This is a genomic window from Actinomyces sp., assembly GCF_030530635.1.
GTDB lineage: Bacteria > Actinomycetota > Actinomycetes > Actinomycetales > Actinomycetaceae > Actinomyces.
In genome coordinates, this window is sequence record NZ_JAUMUL010000009.1 from 1 (window position 1) to 22,543 (window position 22,543).

A 22,543-nucleotide genomic window follows, 5' to 3' on the forward strand; every position below is an offset into this window, starting at 1 on the left:
GGCCGGGGCGCCAGACGGCGGCGTCGCGGTCGTGCGGGACGGCGGGGGCGAGGCCGTCGTCGGGCAGGTCGGCGGCGGTGGCCGGGGCGTCCAGGGCGATGCGGCCGCGGGCGTCGACCAGCAGCAGGCGGGTGGCTGGGTCGGCGGCGAGCGTGGCGATCAGGTTCGGCTGGCTGCGGCGCTCGGCGTCGCGGTCGGTGGTGGCGCGGGACAGGGAGCGGGCGGTCGGCGTGGTGTTGGCGGGGGCCGCCTCTGCGGGGTCGGGCTGCGGCGTGGAGGTCATGAGGGCAGCCTAGGCGCGGATGGACCGCTTATCCCCCGGATGGACCGCTTGCGCGCGGATGGACCGCCGTAACCACTGGCTACGGCGGTCCAAGTGGGCGCAAGCGGTCCAAGTGGGATTCGGGGGTCCAACTGGGGCGGATACGCTGCCGTCATGAGTTCCGGGAGCGCCGTCGCGCGGGTCTACCTCGATCATGCCGCCACCACGCCGGTGCGGGCGGAGGTGGCCGAGCAGGTGGCCCGCGACCTGGCTTCCGGCTTGGGCGGGTGGGCGAATCCGGCGGCGCAGCACGCCTCGGGGCGGCGGGCCGGGGCGCTGCTGGCACGGGCGCGCGCCCGACTGGCGGGGGCGCTGGATGTGGACCCGCATGAGGTGATCTTCACCAGTGGCGGTACTGAGGCCGACGCGCTGGCGGTCGCCGGTCGGGTGCTGGCGGCCCGGGCGGCGGGGATGGAGCGCCCGCGCGTGGTCACCTCCCCGATCGAGCATCCGGCGGTGCTGGACAGTGCGCGCACCGCGGCCGCGCAGCTGGGCGCCGAGCATGTGTCGCTGACCGTGGATGGCGCCGGACGGGTCGAAACCAGCACCCTCGGTCCGGCGCTGGCGGGCGGGACCGCCGTGGTGAGTGTGATGGCGGCGAATAACGAGACCGGCCTGGTGCAGGACCTGGCCGGTCTCGTGGCGGCGGTGCGTGCGGCGACCGGGACGGAGCGGCCGGGCGCGCCGGGTTATGTGCCCGTGCACACCGATGCGGTGGCGGCGGTGGGCCGGGTGCCGCTGGACTTTCACGGCTGGGGGCTGGATGCGCTGTCGCTGAGCGGGCACAAGCTCGGGGCGCCGGTGGGCGTCGGCGCGCTGATTGCGCGGCGCGACTTCACGCTGGTGGCGCCGATGGGGGGCGGGCGGCAGGAGCGCGGGCTGCGCTCGGGCACGCAGGACGTGGTCGGGGCGCGGGCGCTGGCGCTGGCCGCGGAGCTGGCGGTGGCCGAGCAGGCGGCGGAGGCGGCGCGGCTGGAGGGGTTGCGCGAGCGCCTGCTGGCGGGGGCGGGCGCGGTGGAGGGCGTGCATGCGACCCTGCCCGACGGCGTGGCGCATCTGCCGGGCACGGCGCACCTGTGGGTGGAGGACGCCGACGCCGAGGCGCTGCTCATGGCGCTGGATATGGCCGGATTTGATGTGTCGGCCGGGTCGGCCTGCCATGCGGGGGTGTCGCGGCCGAGCCACGTGCTGCTGGCGATGGGCTACGGGGAGGAGGCGGCGCGGGCCACGCTGCGCTGTTCCCTGGGCAGGGAGACGGGCGCCCAGGATGTGGAGCGCCTGCTGGCGGCCCTGCCCGGCGCCGTGCGCACCGCCCGCCGCGCCCGGCAGCGGCGGGGCGCCCTGCACGCGTAGGCGGTTCACGCCGGGGCTGGCGCATAGGCTTACGCCACCTGGCGGGGGCGTGTTCAGTGGTCTGTGTAAGCCCTGATTGAGAGGACCTACTGTGATGACTGTGATCGACGAGAAGAAGACTGCTGCGACTGGGACTGCTGCGAGTGGTAGTGGTGTGGCCCGGGAGCTGGCCGCTTCCGGCGCGTTGGACGGCCTGTTCGAGCAGGTCGAGTCCGGCAAGGCGGGTGCTGACCGCTGCGGACGGGCTGCTGCCGGCGCTGTTGAAGGAGGCCCCGGGGTGCGGGGCCTGCAGGCCGAGCTGACCGACCACCTGGGCTACGAGAAGGGCCAGCACGCCGCCACGGCGCGGGGCAACGCCCGTAACGGCACGACGACCAAGATGATCGACTCCGAGGTCGGTTCCTTCGAGACCTGTGGTCCCCCCGAGACCGGGCAGGATCGTTCACGCCCCGCCTGGTGCGTAAGGGCCAGCGGCGCATGGACGGCCTGGATTCGATGATTGTGAGCCTGTACGCGGGCGGGATTGAGGGTGCGGGAGATCCGCCACCACCTGGAGTCCAGCCTCGGGGTGGAGCTGTCGGCCGGGACGATCTCCAAGGTCACCGACGCGGTGTGTGAGGCGGTCCTGGAGTGGCAGAACCGGCCCCTGGAGGAGTTCTACCCGGTCATCTACCTGGACGCCATCCGCATCAAGGTACGCGTCGACCACCGTGTGACCACCAGGTCAGCCCACATCGCCGTAGGTGTCGACATGGATGGGATCAAGCACGTCCTGGGCATCTGGGTGCAGGGGCGAGGAGGGGGCTGAACTGCACCGGGTTTGATGGAGGCAGTGAATGCACGGAAGGATCACTGTCATGAGTGCACCGAGGAAGTATCCCGAGGAGTTGCGGGAGCGGGCTACCAGGATGGCTGTGGAGGCCCGCCGGGACCCCGACCGGTCCAAGGGGGCGATCCGTAGGATCGCCGACGAGCTGGGCGTCCACCCCGAGGCGCTGCGCACCTGGGTGAAGAAGGCCGAGGTCGACGCGGGCGCCAGGCCGGGAACCACCAGTCAGGACGCCCAGCGGATCAGGCAGCTGGAGGACGAGAACCGTGAGCTGCGCAGGGCGAACGCGATATTGAGGAGCGCGTCGGCTTTTTTCGCGGCGGAGCTCGACCGCCCATCCCGCTGATCTGTGAGTACATCGACTCTCACAAGGAGGAGTTCGGGGTCGAGCCGATCTGCCAGGCGCTGGTCAGCGCCGATGTCAAGATCGCCCCGAACACCTACTACGCGGCCAAGTCCCGTCCCCCCAGTGCCAGGGCTGTGCGCGATGACGCTTTGAAGACTGAGATCAGGAGGGTGCATGAGAAGAACTACTGGGTGCTGGGCGCAAGGAAGATGCACGCCATGCGGGGCCGGCCCGAGGAGTCAGAGCGCCACGGGCTGGGGCATGTGGCCCGCTGCACGGTGGAGAGGTTGATGCGGGCGATGGGCCTGCACGGCATCCGCCGCGCCAAGTCACCGCGTACCACGCGCAGCGCGCCCAAGGACCAGTGCCCCGCGGATCTGGTGAACCGGCACTTCAGCGCGTTCAAGCCCAACGAGTTGTGGGTCGCGGACATAACCTACGTGCGCACCCTGTCGGGCTGGGTGTATGTGGCTTTCGTCACCGACGTCTACTCCCGCAGGATCATCGGGTGGCAGACGTCTACGAGCCTGTACACCGACATGGCCCTGGACGCCCTGAAAATGGGGATCTGGCAGCGCCAGCGCGAGGGCGCGGACCTGAAGGGCCTGGTCCACCATTCCGACCGCGGTGTGCAGTACCGGGCGATCCGTTACGGGCAGGCCCTGTCCGACTGCGACGCGGTCGCCTCGGTCGGGTCGAAGGGAGATTCCTACGACAACGCTCTGGCCGAAGCCCTGAACTCCCTGTACAAAGCGGAATTGATCCGCAACCGCAAGTACCTCGACGAGCACGGCCCGTGGGAGGGCATCGACGATGCCCGTGTTCGCTACCGCTGAGTGGGTGCACTGGTTCAACACGACCCGCCCCCACTCCGCCATCGGCATGCACGCCCCTATCCAGCACGAGCAGGCCTACACCCCACCAGACGACAACATCGACACCGACACCATCGACAACGCCGACGCCGAGGACATCGGCGAGCAGATCACCACCAACCAACCCCAGCCGGCAACCACCGGCGCCAGATAAAACACCCTCCACAAAACCCGGGGCTTGACAGAGCCCCGAAAGCGACCTGACAAACACACAGCAACCAAGAGTCCAAAAAAGCCCAGCACTCCAGTCCACGTCCTCGATATCCATCTTCCCGCGCTCTTTCGTGTGTTGGTGGGTCAGCCTGCCAGGCAGACGGCCCCGCACCCACGTTACGAAAGGACTCTAAGGCTAAGGCGCCTCGGGCCGTTCCCCTAATCAGCAATCACCATCCACCCGCCACCTTGGGTTCCAACACCGCCCGGATCATTGCGTAGACATATCATGCCCACCGCGGCTGGCCCGGCACCGGACCACCCGGAACCACCAACAAGGTAGCGGCAGACGACGCAACAACATCGAATCAAACAGGCCTCAGCTCCCCGTGCTCGTGTACTCAGCGACGCCCCGCCGCCAGAGCGCAGCCGCGGCGTACACGAGCGCGACCAGTACACCCATCAGCGCCATCGCCCATCCAAACCCGAGATCGCCGGTAAGCAAGCCTGCTGGGACGTAGCCAGTAAACGCAAAAGGAAGCACCGTCAAAAGAACGCCACTAACCGCCGTCGGAAAAATACCTAGCGGATACTGGCCAAACGACGCCACCGAAAACACCGCCGACATAACCCCAGAAGAATCCACGAGCCAGAACGACAAAGACGCAAGGCATACATGCACGAGAATGAACACTGCCGCACTCGCCGCAATCAGCAACGGGATCGCCAACAAGGACGCGATACCGACAAACGGCGTATGACACATCAGCGCCCAGCCCAATGCAAGAACACCAACAATAACCTGTCCAATACCTTGTATATTAACCCGTTCAGCGACAACCTGAAATAGTAAGCCGCGCGGGCGAACCAGAACGCGATCAAATTCACCTTGTTGAATAAATCTTGACCCTAGAACCCAAAGGTTATCGAAGAAAAGCAGGTGACCGGCGCGCCCCAAAGTACTGAATGCAAACATAAGCAATACGTCGGAAAACGGCACGCCAGCTAATGCATTGACCTGGGAAAAAACCACCATCAAGAATACCGCCGAGAGCGCCGTCTCGAGCAAAGAAGAAGCCAGACCAATTACGAAGTCCAGCCGAAACCTAAGCACGCTAATTACGTGCGCGCGTAAATACGCAAAGTAAACCAATCCATGCATACTCTTCTAACCCCCAAATACCTCTACGCGTCGAACGGCGAGCCGCAACACGATCTTTGCCATGCACGCACTAACCAAGATCCAAAGTAGCTGAATTCCATACAAACTTAACCAATCGACACCCCCACTCGGCGTTAAAAAGTGCCTAAGAGGAGAGTAGAGCGCATTAGCGTAAGGCAGCATGAAAGCAAATGTCTGAAACCAAGTCGGAAACAAAGACAAAGGAAGTAATGCACCTGAGAACAGCGCCACAATCGAGTTCCTGACAAGCCATAACCCCCACGTATTGTTAGTCCAGAAAGCCAAGCATGCGATCAGCAAGTCCAGAAGCTGTATCGTGACGCCGCCCAAAACAATAGCAACCGCTAGCGCGACGTAGCTATTCAGGCTCGTAAGGAATACCGACGGGGCAACTAAGAAGCCCACGACAACCAGCGCGGCGCCCGATTTAGTAAGCTCCACAAGCTTTTGACCCGCATTGGCCGCCAGAAGATGACCTATGATGGAATACGGGCGAACCAGCTCGACCGCGATCTCTCCTCGGGCGACCATGAGTGACAAGATCCTACCCGCTCCGAAGGCGTTGAACTCTGTCACCAGTGACGACAAGACAACATATCCGGCCATCTGCTCAAGACCCATATCTCCGATGGCCTCTCGTTGCGCAAAGACCGCACGCCAAAAGAAATACAACAACGAGACCTTGAATAGCAGACCAAGAAGGCCGAACCAATAAGCACTGCGGTACGCAATGCCTGCCGAAAACGCAACTCGCGTGATCGCAACATAGCCTCTCATTTAAGACCTCCCGCATAGATCTGGCCAATGATAGATTCGACGTCAGGGTCGCCGACACTAACGTCATCTACTTCCATTACTGAGGTCACCGCAGAAATCACGCGCCCGTTTGTTGTCGCCTCCGGATCGAACTCGACTACCAGATGTCGTTCATCAATATTAGCAATGTGTGCTGTTTCAGGCAGCTCGATATTCCTGTCTATGGGCCAGCCCTCATCAAAAGTGAATTCGACGGTGCGAAACGGAGTGATCGCGCTTTTAAGCCGGTCAATGTCTCCGTCGAACACCGTTCGGCCGTCGTCAATTACTACCAACCGTTTGCATAATGCCTCGACGTCTCCCATATCATGTGTCGTAAGCAGAATCGTTGTACCGTCTTGGACGTTGATCTGTTGTAGGTACGATCGAATCGTTGCCTTCACCGTAACATCCAACCCGATCGTAGGCTCGTCCAGAAACACCACCTTTGGTCGATGTAGGAGCGAGGCAGCAAGCTCGCAGCGCATCTTCTGTCCCAAAGACAGCTGGCGAGTCGGCAGCGACAGCAACTCGCCAAGATCGAGATCCGTCGTCATCTCATCGATACGTGCCTCTGCGTCGTTTCGGGAGAGACCGTAAATAGCTCCGACTAGCCGCAAAGACTCGCGAACAGGTACGTCCCAATTTAACTGTGACCGCTGACCAAAAACGACACCAATCTGACGCGCATTTAGAATGCGATCCTTGCTCGGCGAAACACCGTGTACCATCACCTCTCCGACGTCCGGCCTAAGTACGCCGGTAAGCATCTTGATGGTGGTGGACTTCCCAGCTCCGTTTGGGCCAAGAAATCCGACGAACTCACCGGGCGCAATCTCGAGAGATAGATCAGACACCGCCTCAATTTCGCTGAAACTTCGATGGAACATAGTGGTGAGGGAGCCCAACAATCCGTCACCCCGCTCCTGAATCCGGTAAGTCTTCGAAAGATTCGTCGCCTTGATGGCTGATGTCACCATGCTACCTCCGGTATGTAGTTACGTTTTGTCTGGTGAAATGGGTAGTGGAAGCGAGATGGCAGTTGCACGCAGATCTGGCTGAAGCGTCCCGTCTCGTCTCCGGAGGCCGCTTGCACTAGGTGCGGTACCCCTTCACGAACTACGGCAAACGCACCGTGTTCGATGTGGATAATCTCACGACGCCCCCTGATGAATATCGCGAGATCGATCGCTCCGGCCGCACAATAGTAGACCTCGGTGAAGCTGGGGTGAAGGTGCGCACGTTCCTCTTCACGGATCTTGACAAAGGCAGTCGGAGGTTCGGACGCCACGTTCGCAGATCTTCGCGATACCGCGATTGAAGGAAATATTGCCGCTATTCCGGAAGTCGAATCGATGTTCCATTCCGACTGCATGCCATCCCAAGGAGAAAGCCTCTGACTGTGGTCGAAGATGTAGACATCTGGCACGACTCGCCTGACGCCAGTGTTATTGATAGGCGCAATACCCGATTCGGGATCAAAACGGTTGTAATCGCTAGGGAGACATCTTTCCTGCACCACAATTCCTTCGGCTAAATCGGCTTTGGATGTCGCTCGTACCCTCACTCCAGGCAGCAACTGGACTACTTGTTCGGATCCATCGAAATGACAGACCGCGGCCTCAATCTCAAGATCACCGGTCACGCGCGGAGTTGTGATCAAATACCGCACGCTGTTGTTGTCCTCCAACAGGCGCGACGCTAATGAGCCTCCCTTGCCCATAGAGTAACCTTCGAGATCGGAGCTGAACACACCCATATGCATCAACGATTCGTACGGGAGTTGGTATATCCCTCCTGGGTCAGCAACATGCACGACAGGATCATCCTCGTCGGTTTCGCACATGTTGCGACTCGCTTCATAGTAGCGTCCATAGCATTGAATGTCCGATTCAGTTATTCGTCCGGAAACAGTCTGCGAGTCGTACCCCATTGCGACGCGCCCAGCGTCGATCCCATCGATCACGAACGCATCGGAGACTGCATCCAGCAGTTCCTGACGATCGGTCCACGGTGCGCACGGAGTACCGGCAATTACCGCGAAGTTATCTCCGCCGTTCTCAAAGTCCCATGACCCCACACCCACCGACTGTACATGCCCCACAGAACGGTGCACCACAAATGCTTCTCTCGGCGGGGAGAAAGACACGAACCACGCGTCGGTATCTAGCTCCACGATGGTGCGACGTACAGTGTATGCTACCTGTGGGCTGATGCACTCGAACCACGTTGAGTAAGCGAATAGCCATCCGCTAGTTTCGTCAAATTCGAATCGAATAGGCTCGCCAGACTTGACGAATTTCGCGATCACCTCCTGCTTCGAGTCGAGGTTCTCCGTACCTTGTACAGCAAGGCTAGCTGCAAATACTCCATTTACTGATATGCCAGACGCTCCCACTCGAGTCAAAGCCCGACCTCCCAATAGTTGTCCATAGAGTCGAAGTACAAGGCGTGGAGGCGCTCGGGCGCGAGCAGGATGGGTCTGCCCTGGATTTTCTGGGTATACTCGCTAAGAGTGTTGCGGAGCTTGGTTGGCGACAACGGCGCGGGCGCTGCTGGCCTATAATACGCAACAGTTATGTGGGGAGTGAACGGCCCAGAGGGGACAATCGTATCAAACAGACCTCGAGCCGCCAAAAGCTTACGGTGTTCCCCTTCGTCAGTAGCACGAATCCCAATGACAACGCTCGTATTCACCATGTTGAATACCGCGGTACATGTAGTGTGAATCGATCCGACATCGCGCGCATGCGTTACGAGATCCGTAGCTGTCTTCGCGCTGGCCGACATCATCTGTCTCAGTGTTTTCGGATCTGGACTAGCGTAGAGATCATGGAGTGTCACGTGCGCCATCGCCAATGGCAATGGCGCTGATAGCGACCCGCCAAATCGGGCGTAGAGATCCTCGGTGAGCGTTCCGACTAGTTCTTGTGCCTGACCATCCAGAAAGTAGGCAACTGTGACGCCGTGGAAGGGGCGCAACGCACCATCCCGTGGAGACACCTTTTCCTCCAGTGACTCAGGAAGGCCAAACCCGGGCTCATCCGGGACCGAATTTGTCTGAAACAAGTCGACACGCGCATCGAACTCGCGTAATGTCTCCATCACGTTCTCCTTCCACTAAAGCATGTTGCTACAACTGAAGCCGAGGCTTTCCATCATTAAACGGCCCAATTGGTCAGGGGTGTTGGCTGCTTGCCTGAGGAACTCCCTTGCCGGGAGTGCCTTCATACGGCATGCGGAGCAGAGGCTACTACAGTTTCCGCACGAGTCTCCCTCCCAAGGGGCGTCGTTGTAGCACGTTTGCGCTTGGTAGTAGGGAAATGTGTTCGTCGTGCCTGGGCGCGTCGCAGTCCGAATCGGCTCGGGCTACACCATGGAGTCTTCCCCAAGGCAGGGCTTCTCCGCTGGCCGCGGTAGGCTGCATCCGCCCACCCGGGCGCCAAGGAGAGCGAGGCGGAAGGAGCACGCGTGCGCGTACTGGCAGCCATGTCCGGCGGAGTCGACTCCGCCGTCGCCGCCGCGCGCGCCGTAGACGCCGGCCACGAGGTGGTCGGCGTGCACATGGCCCTGACCCGTAACCGGGCCGCCACCCGCTCCGGCGCCCGCGGCTGCTGCTCCATCGAGGACGCCGGCGACGCCCGCTGGGCCGCCGAGATCCTGGGCATCCCCTTCTACGTGTGGGACCTGTCGGAGGAGTTCGAAGAGCGGGTGGTCGCCGACTTCCTGTCCGAGTACCGCGCCGGCCGCACCCCCAACCCGTGCGTGCGCTGCAACGAACGCGTCAAGTTCGACGTGCTCCTGGAGCGCGGCCTGGCCCTGGGCTTCGACGCCGTCGTCACCGGCCACTACGCCCGCCTGCGCGGCGGCGCCGCCGACGGCCGCCCCGGCCAGGCGAACACCCTGGAACTGCGCCGCGCCGCCGATGTGGCCAAGGACCAGTCCTACGTGCTGGCCGTCTCCGGGCGCGAGGGGCTGTCCCGCGCCCTGTTCCCCCTCGGGGATGCCCCCTCCAAGGCGGCGGTGCGCGCCGAGGCCGAGCGCCGCGGCCTGCCGGTGGCCGACAAGCCCGACTCCTACGACATCTGCTTCGTCGCCGACGGCGACACCCGCGGCTTCCTGCAGCGCAGCCTCGGCGTCCAGGAGGGCAGCATCGTCTCCCCCGACGGCGAGGTGCTAGGCACCCACGAAGGCTACTTCGGCTTCACCGTCGGCCAGCGCAAGGGCCTGGGGCTGACGCGCCCCGCCACGGACGGCCGCCCCCGGTACGTCATTGAGACGCGCCCGAGCACCAACGAGGTCGTCGTCGGCCCCGCCGAGCTGCTGCAGCGCACCGTCGTTGACGGCAGGGACCTGGTGCTGCTGGGCTCCCCCGCCCCGCTTCCGGGCGGCGTCGGTTGGCAGGACGTGACCGTCCAGGTGCGGGCGCACGGCCGCCCGGTGCCCGCGGACGTGACCGTGGACGCCGCCGGCGGCACACTGCACGCGGTGCTGCGTCAGCCCCTGCGGGGCCTGGCCGCCGGGCAGAGCGTCGTCGTCTACGGCGGGGACGACGGCCGCCGGGTGCTGGCCCAGGCGACTGTCGTATAAGTCGGGTCAGAGGGTCCTGCCGACTCCGCCCTCAGGTCTTGAGCACGAGATCGGGGTCCTCAATGACTCGACCGAGGACCCGGTATACGAGGACGGCCAGTAGGGCTAGTAAGCCGCCTGTGAGTGCGACGAAGGTATGGTTGAGAAGAATCGCACCGGTGGCTTGCGAGACGATCGACGCCACCAGCGGCAGGAAGAAGAAAACCACGACTCCCTGAGCCGACTGCACCGAACGCGCCCGATTGGAAATGGCGACGATGGAACCGACAATGACGAAGGCCAGTAGCGGTATCAATACGGCGACGGCGATCACCCAGGTGGGGTTGGGAAAGAAGACGCGCCCCATGACCGGCCACCCGGCAGCATTTACTATCACGGTGAAAGCCAGGAAGGCGATCCAGGTGACTGCAACCGCCGGGATGGTGGAGGCGAGAGTCTTGGCCAGGAAGATCTCGCGGAAGGACGCCGGCCCGTAAAGCAGGCCGTCAAGTGTGCCTCGTTCCCACTCCCCCACGAATGCCGCTGAGGCGCCAGCAGTGGCCACCACCATCGGGATGAGCAGGAACATGGGGGCGAAGACATACATCGTAATAGCGGTGACTATTACTTCCTGGGCCCCGGCGCCGGTTGCGACCGCGGCACCCACGCGTTCCAAGAAGGCCTCCAGCCCGCGCAGCTGCTTGACGGTGTCTTCGGAGTTCGCCACCACTCCGATTACCAGTCCCGGCAGCAGAATACTGAACAGCAGCGGGAACAGCAGTACGGGGACGAGAGCATTGACATCACGCAAAGACCTCTTCCACTCGTTGCGAATCAGCACCGTCATCCGGGCTCGGGAAGGGCGTTCAGCATTACCGTACATGACTCCTCCTCTCAGGATTGGTGAGCGTTGCCGTGTTGGTCCGAACCGTTCTGAATGAATGCGAAATACAGTTCCTTGAGCGAGTGGGACTGGGGGGTCACCGCATTCACGCGTACCCCGGCAGCGACCAGGTCGGATACTAGTCGGGCGGCCCGGTTGGGGCGGTCGGAGGCGTTTTCGGCCTCGGGCAGCGGGATGTGAACCACCCCGGGCGAGGCCTGCGCATCCGGGCCGGCCACGGCCAACGCCTCCCGGATGTCCGGGGTTGAGACATCCAGAACCGTGGTGGGCCAACGCCTGCGGAGGAGCTCATCGACTGCGCCGTGAGCGACCAGACGCCCCCGGTTCAGGATGTCGACCTGATCGCATACGCTTGCGAATCCGTGCAGCTGGTGAGTGCACACGAATACTGGCGCACCCTGGTCGGCGAACCGCCGCAGGTAGACCAGGAGATCCTCGGCGGCCTCCGGATCCAGTCCTGCGATCGGTTCATCCAGGAAGATGACTTCCGGACGGGCCAGCAAGGTGCGTGCCAGAACAGCATTGAGGGCCATGCCCTTGCTGAATTCTCCGAGCCGGGAGTCCAGTCGTTCGGCAAGACCGAACATCTCGGCTAATTCCTCGGTACGCCTACGCACCCGGTCGGCCCGCATTCCCATCAGCTAGCCCCAGAAGACGAGGTTCTCGCGCAGGGTCAGTTCCTGGTAGAGCGAATAGTCGGACTGCACGCCTACGCGGGAACGCAGGCTCGGTGCGCTGTTACGGGTGACGGTCTCACCCAGGACTTCAATCCTCCCGGCATCCGTGGGAATCATCCCGGTCAGCAGCCGGACAGTGGTGGTCTTGCCGGCCCCATTGGGGCCCAGCAGGCCGAAGACACTGCCGCGTCCGATCTCCAGGGTCAGGCCGGTGAGCACCGGCCTTCCCCCGATTGAGCGCTTCACGTTCACCGCTCGCGCGGCGGGAGACTCGCTCCGATTCGAACTCTCGTCCATGTCCCCTCCCCCATGATCTGCCACGGTCCACATGACCAATTCCCTTGGACCTCAAATCAGCGCAAAGAGGTGTGGCACTCGATGGAGCGCACCGCCCACCAGCCCATCACGGCCGCCAGCAGCGGCCCGAGGAAGAAGGTTCCCAGCCCAACCAGCGTTGGATCACTCCCCGTGCGAACAGAGTCAAGGAACTGGCTCCACATGATACGAGTCGTGAACTCAAAGGTGGTCAGGTCCAGGCTGATGGGAATGAACAACGTGCCTACCAACCCAACGAACTGATTGACGCCATACAGGATCACAACTCCGATCAGCGGCGCCCCGAACCCGAGGTGGTTCCAGGGCTCCCGGGCACCGACGCTCATTACGGTGGCAACTTGCAAGACAGTCACGGCCAAGGAGAGTGGAATCGCCACGAGCCAAAGCACTCGCACAGCGATTGAGGCGGTCCGCCACATGATCTTGAACGGCTCCAGCACATCACCCAGTGATGAGCCATTGCTGTGGGCGAGCACTGCGAACCACGCCAGCAGGCAGGCGGTGCCCAACATGCCGGCGACGAGAACCGCCAGATACGAGTAAAGCGTCTTGGCGGTGAAGATCGTGCGCCCGCGCGCCGGAATCGTCATGGTCAGGTAGCCGCGCGGACCGTACATGGACTGCCAGTACTCGGTCACCACTAGAGCGCCGACTACGATCGGGATGGCTACTGCGGCCACCATGGATACCAGTTGCAGCAGAAAGGCGATGACGCTGACGTTCTCCAGCAAGCGCCACAGTCCCAATGAGACGGTGAAAACAACAAGGGCCACGCCCACAGCAGCGGCACTGTGCGGCACCTGGGTACGGATCTCCTCGGTGAACAGTGTGCGCAGCATCAGTGGTACTCCTTCCTAAACAGAGCGTCCAGGCTCATGCCGTGAGCCTCACGCAGGTCATCGGCATCGCCGGCCAGCAGCAGGCGTCCGTCCTTGAGGAAGACGACGGAGTCGACGATCGGCTCCACGTCGGCGATCAGGTGGGTGGAAATGACCATCAGCGCCTCGGGGTCGAAGTTGCGCAGGACGCCGCTGAGGATGACATCGCGGGCGGCGGGGTCGACCCCGGAGATGGGCTCGTCCAGCAGGTAGACACGGGCGCGGCGCGCCATGATCAGGCTGACGCGCAGCTTCTCCCCCATGCCCTTGCTCATCTCCTTCAGACTCCGATCCTTCGGCAGGCCGAAGAACTCGACCAACTCGCGGGCGTGGTCGGCGTCGAAGTCGGGGAAGAGCCGGGAGAACATGGCGATGGCCTGCTCGGCATTGAGCCCCGAGGTCAGGAAGTCGACATCGGGCAGGAAGGCGACCAGCGCCTTGGACCGCGGCCCGGGCGCATGGCCGCCTACCCGTACCCGGCCGTCGTACTCGGACAGCAGTCCGGCCAGTACCTTGAGCAGGGTGGTTTTGCCCGAGCCGTTGGAGCCCATGAGCCCGATAATCCGGCCGGCCGGTAGGTCCAGGGTCAGGTCCGCCAGCGCCGGGCGTCCGCGGTAGGTCTTAGTCAGGTGCGCCACCCGAATCAGTGGCGCGGCGCCGTCGGGGATGGGGACGGCAGTGAAGCGCGCCGCGGGCGACGGCGGAGCCGATGAGTGCCGGTTCATGGGTTTTCTCCTGTGTCTGCCTCGGGCATGGCAGGACGTTCGGTCCAGCGCTCCTGAAGGAGCGCGGACGCCTGCGCCAGATCCATGCCGACGGCGGTGAGGGCGGTGATGAAGGCGTCCGTGGCGTCGGTGGCGAACTCTCGGCGCACGGCATCGACGACGGCGGTATCCGTGGTGACGAAGCGGCCTGCGGTCCTTTCGGTGCCGGTCATGCCGGTGCGATCGAGTTCGGTGAGGGCACGTTGGACGGTGTTGGGGTTGACGCCGGATTGCATGGCCAGTTCGCGCACGCTGGGTATCCGGGTGCCGGTCGGCCAGGCGCCGGTGACGATCCGCAGGCGGAAGTCGTCAACCAGTTGCAGCCAGATCGGCCGGGAGCCGTCAAGATCCACGAGGCCTCCCCTCTTACGGGCGGACGAATGTGCTCATGAGCGCAGCCCACAGGTGACCGAAAGGCCATCTGTATCACTGCACTAATACAGTGACACATGGGGTGTGCGGAAGTCAACCTCTCCGTCCCGACGCGCCCAGCCCCATGCCCACCGTGGCTTGCGCAGAAATACCCGCGCTCCGCCATATCGACCGATCTCGGCACGTAACAACTACCGATCTCGGCGCATGAAGCCGCCCCGCCCCGGAACGAACCGGGACGGGGCGGACTGTCGGAAGTACAGAAGATGACGCTCAGCCACGCAGGCGCGCCAACTCCTCCACCAGTTGGGGCACGACCTCGGCGACGTCGCCGACCACGCCGTAATCGGCCATCTCGAAGATCGGCGCCTCGGAGTCGTCGCAGATGGCGACGATCGCACCGGCTCCCTGGATGCCGCTGGTGTGGTGGATGGCGCCGGACACGCCCAGCCCGATGTACAGGCGCGGGGCAACGGAAGCACCGGTCTGACCCACCTGGGCGGAGCGCTCGATCCAGCCCTCGTCGCAGGCGACCCGGGTGGCGCCGATGGCGGCCTGAAGCGGGTCGGCCAGCGAATGCACCAGGTCCACATCGCCGTCGGTACCGCGTCCCATCACCACAACGCGCTGCGCTTCGGCCAGGTCGGGGCCTGCCGCAGCATCGACGACCTGGCGGGAGACGACCTTGACGGCGGCGGCCTCCGCGGTCAGGGGCACGTCGAGTACCTCCACGGGCGGCTCTCCCGCCTCCGAGACTGCCGGCCCGGGCTCGACCGCACTGGGGTGGACTGAGATGACCGGAGTCCGGTCCGACTGCGCGGAAACGGTCATGGTAGTGGACCAGGTGCCTGACAGAACCAGCTTGGAGGCGCGCAGCTCACTGCCGACCACCTGCAGGTCACCCACATCTGAGGCACAGGCCGAGCCCAGCAGGACCGCTGCCCTCCCGGCGATCTCCTTTCCGCGGTAGTCGCTACCGACCAGGGCAACGGCCGGGCCGATCGAATTCACGGCCGCAACAACGGCGTCGGCGGCAACAGCGGTGACTGACTCGCGGCCACCGGTGTCGGCTACGAGCAGCCGGGTCGCACCGGCAGCGCCGAGGAGCCTGGCATTTTCAGCGTCGACCGCGCCAAGGACCAGAGCAACGACGTCTACAGCGGTCAGTCGGCGGGCAGTGGTCACCAGGCCCAGGGCGGCATTGGTGGGTGCACCTTCAGGAGTGCGGTCCACCAGCACGAGGACGGGCGCGGCCAGAGCGCCGGCAGCGGCGACAGATGTGCTTTCCATGGCTTGTTGTCTTCCTTCCGGTCCGTATCGGCTCAAACGAGATCGTTCTCAACCAGCCAGACGGCCAGCTCACGCCCGGCCTCGCCCGAGTCGGTGCGAATCACGCCCGCCTGGCGGGCCGGCCGTTCGGCGAAGTCGACAACGGCGATGCCGGGTTCGGCGGATATGTCGAGACCGAGATCGGTGGCGTCCCAGATGTCTACCGGCTTCTTGCGGGCCGCACGCATCGCCGCGAAGTTCGGGTAGCGCGGCTCGTTCGCCTGATCGGTGACCGATACGAGCGCGGGCAGTGGGGCGCTGAGCACCTCACTGACGGTGCCGGTCAACCGGGTGATAGTGGCCTCATCCGCACTAACCTCCAGCGAACTCGCCAGCGTCAGGGCAGGCACGTGCAGTGCGGCGGCGAGCGCCCCGGGGAGCATGGAGGTCATGGCATCCAGAGAGGCCATGCCGGTAACGATCAGATCCACATCCCCCATACCGGTGGCGGCTCCACCGATCTTGGAGACGGCGGCGGCGAGCGTGCGCGCAGTGGTCGGAACATCGGCCCCCACGAGGACCTCATCACTGACCACAACACCAGAATCGGCACCCATCTGCAGGGCGCGGCGCACCCCGTCCTCCGCGTCCTCGGGCCCCATGGATAGGGCGATCACCTCGCCGCCCAGGTCCTCGACCAGCGATACGGCGGCCTCGACGGCGTTCTCATCGAGCTCGTTGAGGACATCCTCCTCGCCGCGGACCAGGCGTCCCTCCTCCAGGCGACGCTCGGACTGCACATCAGGTACGTGCTTGATGCAGACGACTATTTTCATGCATACAAGATTGCCATATCACGCTATGACCGCCGGTGAGCCGTGGGTCACCCCGTCCGGGTTACGCCGTCCGCTCACCGGGCCTCACCGACACCCGCCCCGGCATCGGCCGGGCCACGCGCGAACCCCGAGTCGTGGACCGCACAGCCTGCCCGAACGCCCCCTGCCTACCCTCAGCAACGATGGCCATACCCCCGAGATGTAAGCCGTCGATCACGAACAACGGTCACGAAGTGGCGCCGCACTCCCCGATACCAGACAATAAGCTTCATGCCCATGTCCTCCACGCCAGAGCTGCAAGCCGCTGCCCGTGCCGATTCCGAAGCCTCGGACCGCACTCGCCTGGGCGTCAGGCTCCTCGAGGACGGTGCCGACTTCGTAGTAGTGGCACCGCGTGCCGAGGCAGTCGACCTGTGTCTGCTCGAAGTCGATGCGGCCGGTGCGATCACCTCCGAACGAAGAATCGGCATGCACGGGCCCGTTCGCGGCGCCTGGAGCGCCAATGTTCCGGGTGTACGCGCCGGACAGCGCTACGGCTACCGAGTACATGGCCAGTGGAATCCGTCGGAGGGGCTGCTGTTCAACCCACGCAAGCTGTTGCTGGACCCCTACGCCCGCGCCATCGACGGCTCTCCCCGTCTGGGACCCGAGCTTTACGCGCACGCCGTCGACGCCGAGCTCGCCCCCACCCATATCCCGTTCTTCCGCTCCGAACTCGACTCGGCCGACAATATGGCGCTAGGCGTGGTCACCGGTGAGCAGTTCCCGGTGGTACCCGGACCGAAGGTGCCCGAGGACCGCACGGTCATCTACGAGACGCACGTAAAGGGCTTCACCCACTCGATGCCCGGCGTTCCGCCGCAGCTGCGCGGCACCTATGCGGGCCTGGCGCACCCGGCCGCCATATCCCACCTGCACTCACTCGGTGTGACCACCGTGGAACTGCTGCCCGTGCACGCCGCCTTCTCCGAGGCCTTCCTCCTACAGCGTGGACGAACCAACTACTGGGGCTACTCGACTCTGTCATACTTCGCACCCGAGCCGTCCTACGCCACCCGGGCGGCCCGCGAGGCCGGCCCGCAGGCCGTTCTGGACGAGTTCCGCGGCATGGTCTCCCTGCTGCACGAGGCGGGACTCGAAGTCATCATGGACGTGGTCTACAACCACACCTGCGAATCGGGCATGGACGGGCCCGCACTGTCTCTGCGGGGCCTGGACAATCTTGAGTACTACCTGCACGCCCCCTACCGTCCCGCCCAGTACGTGGACGTCACCGGCACTGGCAATACGGTGGACTTCCGCTCCACCCGGGCGGTGCAGTTGGTGCTGGACTCGCTGCGCTACTGGGCCGGCGACGTCGGCATTGACGGCTTCCGCTTCGACCTGGCGGTCACACTGGGACGGGACGCGTCCGAATTCCAGGCACGACACCCGCTTCTGATCGGCATGGCCACCGACCCGATCCTGCAGCACGCCAAGCTGATCGCCGAGCCCTGGGACATCGGCCCGGGCGGTTGGCGCACGGGCGAGTTCCCGGCGCCCTTCCACGACTGGAATGACCGCTATCGTGGCACCGTGCGCTCCTTCTGGCTGCACGACGCCTCCGAGATGTCCAAGGGCCGTCCCGGCAATGACCTGCGAGATCTGGCCACCCGCCTGAGCGGCAGCGCCGACATGTTCAGCTACGGCGAGTACCCGGGCGGACGCGGACCGCTGGCATCGATCAACTTCGTCACCGCCCACGACGGCTTCACCCTGCGCGACCTGGTGAGTTACGACTACAAGCACAACCTGGCCAACGGTGAGGACAACCGCGACGGCACGGATGACAACCGCTCCTGGAACCACGGGTTCGAGGGTCCGCTGCCCGAGGGAATGGGTGGCGGGCCGATCGAGATTCTGCGGCGCCGCTCCTCCCGGAATGTACTGGCCACCCTGTTGGTCTCAGCCGGCACGCCCATGCTGCTGGGTGGGGACGAACTGGGCCGAAGTCAAGGCGGGAACAACAACTCCTACTGCCAGGACTCGGAGATCTCCTGGTTTGACTGGAACCTGGCCACTTGGCAGCGCGACCTCATCGCCACCACGAACTTCCTGATCAATCTGCGCGACCAGCACCCTGTAATGCGTCCGACGACCTTCGCATCGGGCTCCATCCCCGACGGACACACCCTGCCCGACCTGTCCTGGTACCAAGCGAACTCCGACCCCATGGACGTGGGCGCCTGGCACGATCCCTGGACCCGAGTGGTGCAGATGCTCCGCTCGGGCACCCAAATGGGCGACGCCGACCTGTTACTGCTCATCAACGGCTCCCTGAGCCAGGCGGAGGTCACGCTCCCCGACGGGCACGGCACCGACTGGCACCTCATGTGGGACTCCACTTGGGCGGTGCCTCGCCCCCACACCTCGGCCTTCGCGCTGGCTCACAGAGTCCGCCGCGGCCCCGCCGCCCGAGCCCGTGCACTCCGACCCGAACGCGCACACACCTCTCGGTCAGGGGCCACGGACTGCCGTCAGGATCGGCCCGGAGACACCACCACTCTGGACGCCCTGTCCCTACGCATCTACCTGTCCGGCGAGCAGCTGGTCGGTCTTACCGAGGGGAAGCCGAGGATTCATCGCGAGGCTTAGACGGCCGACTCGTTTCTGCCGATCCGCGACAGGATGCCGGTGCCCGGAACCTCTCGGAGGCACGATTCCAGCCAGGTGGCCGATACCCTTTAGGATGGCGGCCATGACCCAGCACGACGTGACCGCCGATTCCCCCTCCGGCGACGCCGCCAACGGCATCGCCGGCACGGATGCGGGTGAGGCCCTTTCGCGGTCCACCGACGCGGCGTCCCTTGCCCGCTCACAGGCCCGCAGCGCCGAGATCGAGGCCGATCTGGACATCAACCCCGGCCGCTACCGGATGCTCACGGGTGTACGTCCTACCGGCAACATGCACCTGGGTCACTACTTCGGAACCATGCACTCCTGGCAGCCGATCCAGGACCGGGGCGTGGACACCTGGATCCTGGTGGCCGACTACCAGGTGGTCACCGACCGCGACGGCGTCGGCCCGATCCGCGAGCGCGTACTGTCGCTGGTTGCGGACACGCTCGCGGTCGGTGTGGACCCACAGCGCTCCACGATCTTCGCCCATTCGGCCGTTCCGGCAGCCAACCAGTTGATGCTGCCGTTCCTGTCGCTGGTGACCGAGTCCGAGCTGCACCGCAACCCGACAGTCAAAGCGGAGTTGGAGGCGACCGACGGACGGGCCATGACCGGTCTCATGCTCACCTACCCGGTGCATCAGGCCGCGGATATCCTCTTCTGCCAGGCCAACCTGGTGCCGGTGGGCAAGGATCAGCTGCCGCATCTGGAGCAGGCCCGGATGATCGCCCAACGCTTCGATAAGCGTTATGGCCGGGCGGTCAAGGAGCATCCGGTCTTCCGGCGCCCAGAGGCGCTGCTGTCCCAGGCGCCCCTGCTGCTGGGGCTGGACGGGGAGAAGATGAGCAAGTCCCGCCACAACACCATTGAGTTGCGCATGAGTGCGGACGAGACCTCCAGGTTGCTGAAGAAGGCCAAGACCGACTCCGACCGGCACATCACCTACGACCCCGAGGGCCGCCCGGAGGTGGCCAACCTGTTGACCCTGGCCTCCCTGTGCGGGGCCGGTGAGCCGCAGGCACTGGCCGAGCGAATCGGCGACGGCGGCGCCGGCACACTCAAGCGGGTCACCACCGAGGCGGTCAACGAGTTCTTCGCCCCCATCCGCGCCCGGCGCGCCGAACTGATCGCCAACGAGGATTACCTGCTGCAGGTCCTGGCCGACGGCAACGCCAAGGCCAATGCGGTGGCTGAGCAGACCCTCGACGCCGTACGCACCGCCATGCACATGAACTACTGATTCGGAAGTTGACTCGGTTCATGGCAGACCGGAATAGCCCCGGCACGCGTCAGGGCGGGTACGCTTGTGCTGTGACCCCTAACACGACGCCGCGCACGGCGAAGACGACGCCCACCAGCCACGTAGCCCCCGCCGACCCGGCGGCGCCCGCACCCGATGAGGTTCCGCAGCCGGCGCCGTACTCCCCGGTAGGCCGTATCCCGGTGACGGAGGTGTTCCCCGTCGTCGAGGACGGTCGCTGGCCCGCCAAGGCGGTACCGGACGAGGTCTTCCCGGTCCGGGCCACGGTATTCCGGGAGGGACACGACCGCTTCGGGGCAACTGCCGTCCTGGTCCGCCCGGACGGCAGTGACGGCCCCAGCGCCCGCATGTACGAGGTCGGTATCGGCCTGGACCGCTATGAGACGCACCTGGCCGCAGACGCTCCGGGCGACTGGGGTATCCGTGTGGAGGGCTGGTCCGACCCCTACGGCACCTGGGCGCACGATGCCGGCGTGAAGGTGCCCGCGGGCATCGACGTAGACCTCATGCTGGAGGAGGGGGCCCGCGTACTTGAGCGCGCGGCTGCCGTGCCGGACCGGGCAGAGTCCGACACCGAGATCCTGCTTGACGCCGCCGTCGCACTGCGCGACCAGGCCGCCTCGCCCGCAGAACGGCTGGCCGCCGGGATGTCTGCGGAGGTTACCGGCGCCCTGGAGCGGCTACCGCTGCGCGACCACGTCTCGCCGACTGCCACCTACCCCCTTCAGGTCGACCGGCGCCGCGCCCTGTCCGGCTCCTGGTATGAGATCTTCCCGCGCTCGCTGGGCGCCCATAAGGACGACCAGGGCATCTGGCACTCCGGCACCCTGCAGACGGCGACCCGCCGCCTGGATCGGATCGCCGCCATGGGCTTTGACGTGCTGTACCTGACCCCGATCTCACCCATCGGCACCACCAACCGCAAGGGCCGTAACAATACGCTCAATGCCGAGCCCGGTGATCCGGGTTCCCCCTACGGTATCGGCTCCCCCGACGGCGGACACGATGCCATCAACCCGGAGCTGGGCACCTTTGAGGACTTCGACGCCCTAGTGGTGCGCGCCCGCGAACTCGGCATGGAGGTGGCACTGGACCTGGCGCTGCAGTGCTCTCCGGACCACCCCTGGGTGACCGAGCACCCGGAGTGGTTCACGATTCTGGCCGACGGCTCCATCGCCTACGCCGAGAACCCGCCCAAGAAGTACCAGGACATCTACCCCCTGAACTTCGACAACGACCCCGAGGGCATATATCAGGCGATTCTTCAGGTGGTGCGCACCTGGATCAGCCACGGTGTGACGATCTTCCGGGTGGACAACCCCCACACCAAGCCCCTGCCCTTCTGGCAGCGGTTGATCCGGCAGGTGCGCGAGGACAACCCCGAGGTGCTGTTCCTGGCGGAGGCCTTCACCCGCCCGGCGATGATGCGCACCCTGGCGAAGATCGGCTTCCACCAGTCATACACCTACTTCGCCTGGCGCAACACCAAGCAGGAGCTGACCGAATATCTGGTGGAGCTGTCCCAGGAGACCGCGCACATCATGCGTCCTACCTTCTGGCCCACCACCCACGACATCCTCACGCCCTTCATGACCAACGGGAAGGTGCCCGCCTTCAAGCTGCGCGCCGTACTGGCCGCCACGATGTCGCCCACCTGGGGCATCTACTCCGGCTACGAGCTGGCCGAGTCCGTACCGCGTCCGGGCTTCGAGGAGCAGATCGACAATGAGAAGTACGAGTTCAAGCAACGCGACTTCGGTGCCGCCCGCGTCAACGGCATTGAGGCTCTGCTCACCCGCCTGAACGCGGCGCGTCAAGCCCACCCGGCTCTCCAGCAGTTGCGCGACGTGTGGTTCCACCCCACCAGCAACGAGAACCTGATCGCCTACTCCAAGCGGGTGGACGCCGCCCACTCGGCCACCGGCGAGGACGATGCAGTGCTTACGGTGGTCAATCTCGACCCCTACGGCGCTCAAGAGGGAGAGGTCTATCTGAACCTGGAGCAGTTGGGACTGCCCGGCTGGGTGGACGGCTCCCGGCCGTTGCTGCGAGTCACCGACGAGCTGACCGGGGACACCTACGACTGGTCGGGGCAGAACTACGTGCGCCTGGACCCGTTCGCGGGCCGAGTCGCCCACGTCTTCTCCGTCGCACCCCTGTGAC

At 64.7% G+C, this 22,543-nt stretch carries 19 protein-coding genes, 3 pseudogenes and 1 other annotated feature; of the genes and pseudogenes, 9 read left to right on the plus strand and 13 right to left on the minus strand.

The annotated features are described in order from the left end of the window. Nucleotides 1-283: pseudogene (locus tag Q4A20_RS03750) on the minus strand (hypothetical protein); the annotation flags it as partial. Nucleotides 284-436: 153 nt separating this feature from the next. Between Q4A20_RS03750 and Q4A20_RS03755 the strand changes: the two are divergent. The 5 genes and pseudogenes from Q4A20_RS03755 to Q4A20_RS03775 all read left to right on the plus strand — a co-directional run bounded on the left by Q4A20_RS03755 (nucleotide 437) and on the right by Q4A20_RS03775 (nucleotide 3,879). Further along, a complete protein-coding gene (locus Q4A20_RS03755; protein ID WP_303120487.1) occupies nucleotides 437-1,675 on the plus strand; it encodes a cysteine desulfurase family protein in 1,239 nt (412 codons plus the stop codon). A 94-nt stretch (nucleotides 1,676-1,769) separates the two neighbouring features. After that, a pseudogene (locus Q4A20_RS03760) lies at nucleotides 1,770-2,465 on the plus strand (transposase); the annotation flags it as partial. 67 nt (nucleotides 2,466-2,532) lie between these two features. Beyond that, a complete protein-coding gene (locus Q4A20_RS03765; protein WP_303120489.1) occupies nucleotides 2,533-2,850 on the plus strand; it encodes a transposase in 318 nt (105 codons plus the stop codon). Next, nucleotides 2,811-2,939, plus strand: a sequence feature (AL1L pseudoknot). (Overlaps the previous gene by 40 nt.) Then, a complete protein-coding gene (locus Q4A20_RS03770) occupies nucleotides 2,898-3,686 on the plus strand; it encodes an IS3 family transposase (RefSeq protein ID WP_303120600.1) in 789 nt (262 codons plus the stop codon). Its footprint overlaps the feature before it by 42 nt. After that, nucleotides 3,664-3,879 carry an integrase core domain-containing protein gene (locus Q4A20_RS03775; protein WP_303120491.1) on the plus strand — a complete coding sequence of 72 codons (216 nt, stop codon included), beginning with the start codon at nucleotides 3,664-3,666 and terminating at the stop codon, nucleotides 3,877-3,879. The genes Q4A20_RS03770 and Q4A20_RS03775 overlap by 23 nt, the downstream gene beginning before the upstream one ends. 378 nt (nucleotides 3,880-4,257) lie before the next feature. Here the strand turns inward: Q4A20_RS03775 and Q4A20_RS03780 are convergent, their stop codons facing one another. From Q4A20_RS03780 to Q4A20_RS03800, 5 genes are all read right to left on the minus strand, one after another. Next, complete coding sequence (locus Q4A20_RS03780) at nucleotides 4,258-5,040, minus strand: ABC transporter permease (protein ID WP_303120492.1); 783 nt, start codon at nucleotides 5,038-5,040, stop codon at nucleotides 4,258-4,260. Between the two features lie 6 nt (nucleotides 5,041-5,046). Next, complete coding sequence (locus Q4A20_RS03785) at nucleotides 5,047-5,838, minus strand: ABC-2 family transporter protein (RefSeq protein ID WP_303120494.1); 792 nt, start codon at nucleotides 5,836-5,838, stop codon at nucleotides 5,047-5,049. Next, complete coding sequence (locus tag Q4A20_RS03790; protein WP_303120496.1) at nucleotides 5,835-6,836, minus strand: ATP-binding cassette domain-containing protein; 1,002 nt, start codon at nucleotides 6,834-6,836, stop codon at nucleotides 5,835-5,837. The genes Q4A20_RS03785 and Q4A20_RS03790 overlap by 4 nt, the downstream gene beginning before the upstream one ends. Then, on the minus strand, nucleotides 6,830-8,167 hold the full coding sequence (locus tag Q4A20_RS03795) for a hypothetical protein (protein WP_303120498.1): 1,338 nt from the start codon (nucleotides 8,165-8,167) through the stop codon (nucleotides 6,830-6,832). The genes Q4A20_RS03790 and Q4A20_RS03795 overlap by 7 nt, the downstream gene beginning before the upstream one ends. Before the next feature lie 92 nt (nucleotides 8,168-8,259). Further along, the gene (locus Q4A20_RS03800) at nucleotides 8,260-8,961 is read right to left on the minus strand and encodes a 2'-5' RNA ligase family protein (RefSeq protein WP_303120499.1); all 702 of its coding nucleotides are present in this window, start codon (nucleotides 8,959-8,961) and stop codon (nucleotides 8,260-8,262) included. 366 nt (nucleotides 8,962-9,327) lie between these two features. Between Q4A20_RS03800 and mnmA the strand changes: the two genes are divergently transcribed. Beyond that, nucleotides 9,328-10,446, plus strand: coding sequence for a tRNA 2-thiouridine(34) synthase MnmA (gene mnmA, locus Q4A20_RS03805; RefSeq protein ID WP_303120501.1), 1,119 nt, complete (start codon nucleotides 9,328-9,330; stop codon nucleotides 10,444-10,446). Nucleotides 10,447-10,477: 31 nt separating this feature from the next. On the opposite strand, the gene Q4A20_RS03810 is transcribed toward mnmA, so the two are convergent. The 7 genes and pseudogenes from Q4A20_RS03810 to Q4A20_RS03845 form a co-directional block, all read right to left on the minus strand. Beyond that, nucleotides 10,478-11,308, minus strand: coding sequence for an ABC transporter permease subunit (locus Q4A20_RS03810; RefSeq protein ID WP_303120503.1), 831 nt, complete (start codon nucleotides 11,306-11,308; stop codon nucleotides 10,478-10,480). 11 nt (nucleotides 11,309-11,319) lie between these two features. Further along, nucleotides 11,320-12,336 (minus strand): annotated as a pseudogene (locus Q4A20_RS15080) (ABC transporter ATP-binding protein). 23 nt (nucleotides 12,337-12,359) lie between these two features. Further along, the gene (locus Q4A20_RS03825; RefSeq protein ID WP_303120509.1) at nucleotides 12,360-13,181 is read right to left on the minus strand and encodes a hypothetical protein; all 822 of its coding nucleotides are present in this window, start codon (nucleotides 13,179-13,181) and stop codon (nucleotides 12,360-12,362) included. Further along, nucleotides 13,181-13,945: an ABC transporter ATP-binding protein gene (locus Q4A20_RS03830; protein WP_303120511.1), complete on the minus strand. Its 765-nt coding sequence runs from the start codon at nucleotides 13,943-13,945 to the stop codon at nucleotides 13,181-13,183. The genes Q4A20_RS03825 and Q4A20_RS03830 overlap by 1 nt, the downstream gene beginning before the upstream one ends. Then, nucleotides 13,942-14,337 (minus strand): GntR family transcriptional regulator, encoded by a 396-nt coding sequence (locus tag Q4A20_RS03835; protein WP_303120513.1) that lies wholly within the window; start codon nucleotides 14,335-14,337, stop codon nucleotides 13,942-13,944. Before Q4A20_RS03835 ends, Q4A20_RS03830 begins: the two co-directional genes overlap by 4 nt. Before the next feature lie 292 nt (nucleotides 14,338-14,629). Further along, nucleotides 14,630-15,646: an electron transfer flavoprotein subunit alpha/FixB family protein gene (locus tag Q4A20_RS03840; protein WP_303120515.1), complete on the minus strand. Its 1,017-nt coding sequence runs from the start codon at nucleotides 15,644-15,646 to the stop codon at nucleotides 14,630-14,632. A 32-nt stretch (nucleotides 15,647-15,678) separates the two neighbouring features. After that, entirely contained in the window at nucleotides 15,679-16,461 is a 783-nt protein-coding gene (locus tag Q4A20_RS03845; protein WP_303120517.1) for an electron transfer flavoprotein subunit beta/FixA family protein, read from the minus strand. Between the two features lie 276 nt (nucleotides 16,462-16,737). Between Q4A20_RS03845 and glgX the strand changes: the two genes are divergently transcribed. The 3 genes from glgX to Q4A20_RS03860 all read left to right on the plus strand — a co-directional run bounded on the left by glgX (nucleotide 16,738) and on the right by Q4A20_RS03860 (nucleotide 22,542). Continuing rightward, nucleotides 16,738-19,095 carry a glycogen debranching protein GlgX gene (gene glgX / locus Q4A20_RS03850; protein WP_303120603.1) on the plus strand — a complete coding sequence of 786 codons (2,358 nt, stop codon included), beginning with the start codon at nucleotides 16,738-16,740 and terminating at the stop codon, nucleotides 19,093-19,095. A gap of 103 nt (nucleotides 19,096-19,198) precedes the next feature. Beyond that, nucleotides 19,199-20,359, plus strand: coding sequence for a tryptophan--tRNA ligase (gene trpS, locus Q4A20_RS03855; RefSeq protein WP_303120519.1), 1,161 nt, complete (start codon nucleotides 19,199-19,201; stop codon nucleotides 20,357-20,359). Nucleotides 20,360-20,562: 203 nt separating this feature from the next. After that, on the plus strand, nucleotides 20,563-22,542 hold the full coding sequence (locus Q4A20_RS03860; RefSeq protein WP_303120606.1) for an alpha-1,4-glucan--maltose-1-phosphate maltosyltransferase: 1,980 nt from the start codon (nucleotides 20,563-20,565) through the stop codon (nucleotides 22,540-22,542). Nucleotide 22,543 lies beyond the last annotated feature (1 nt).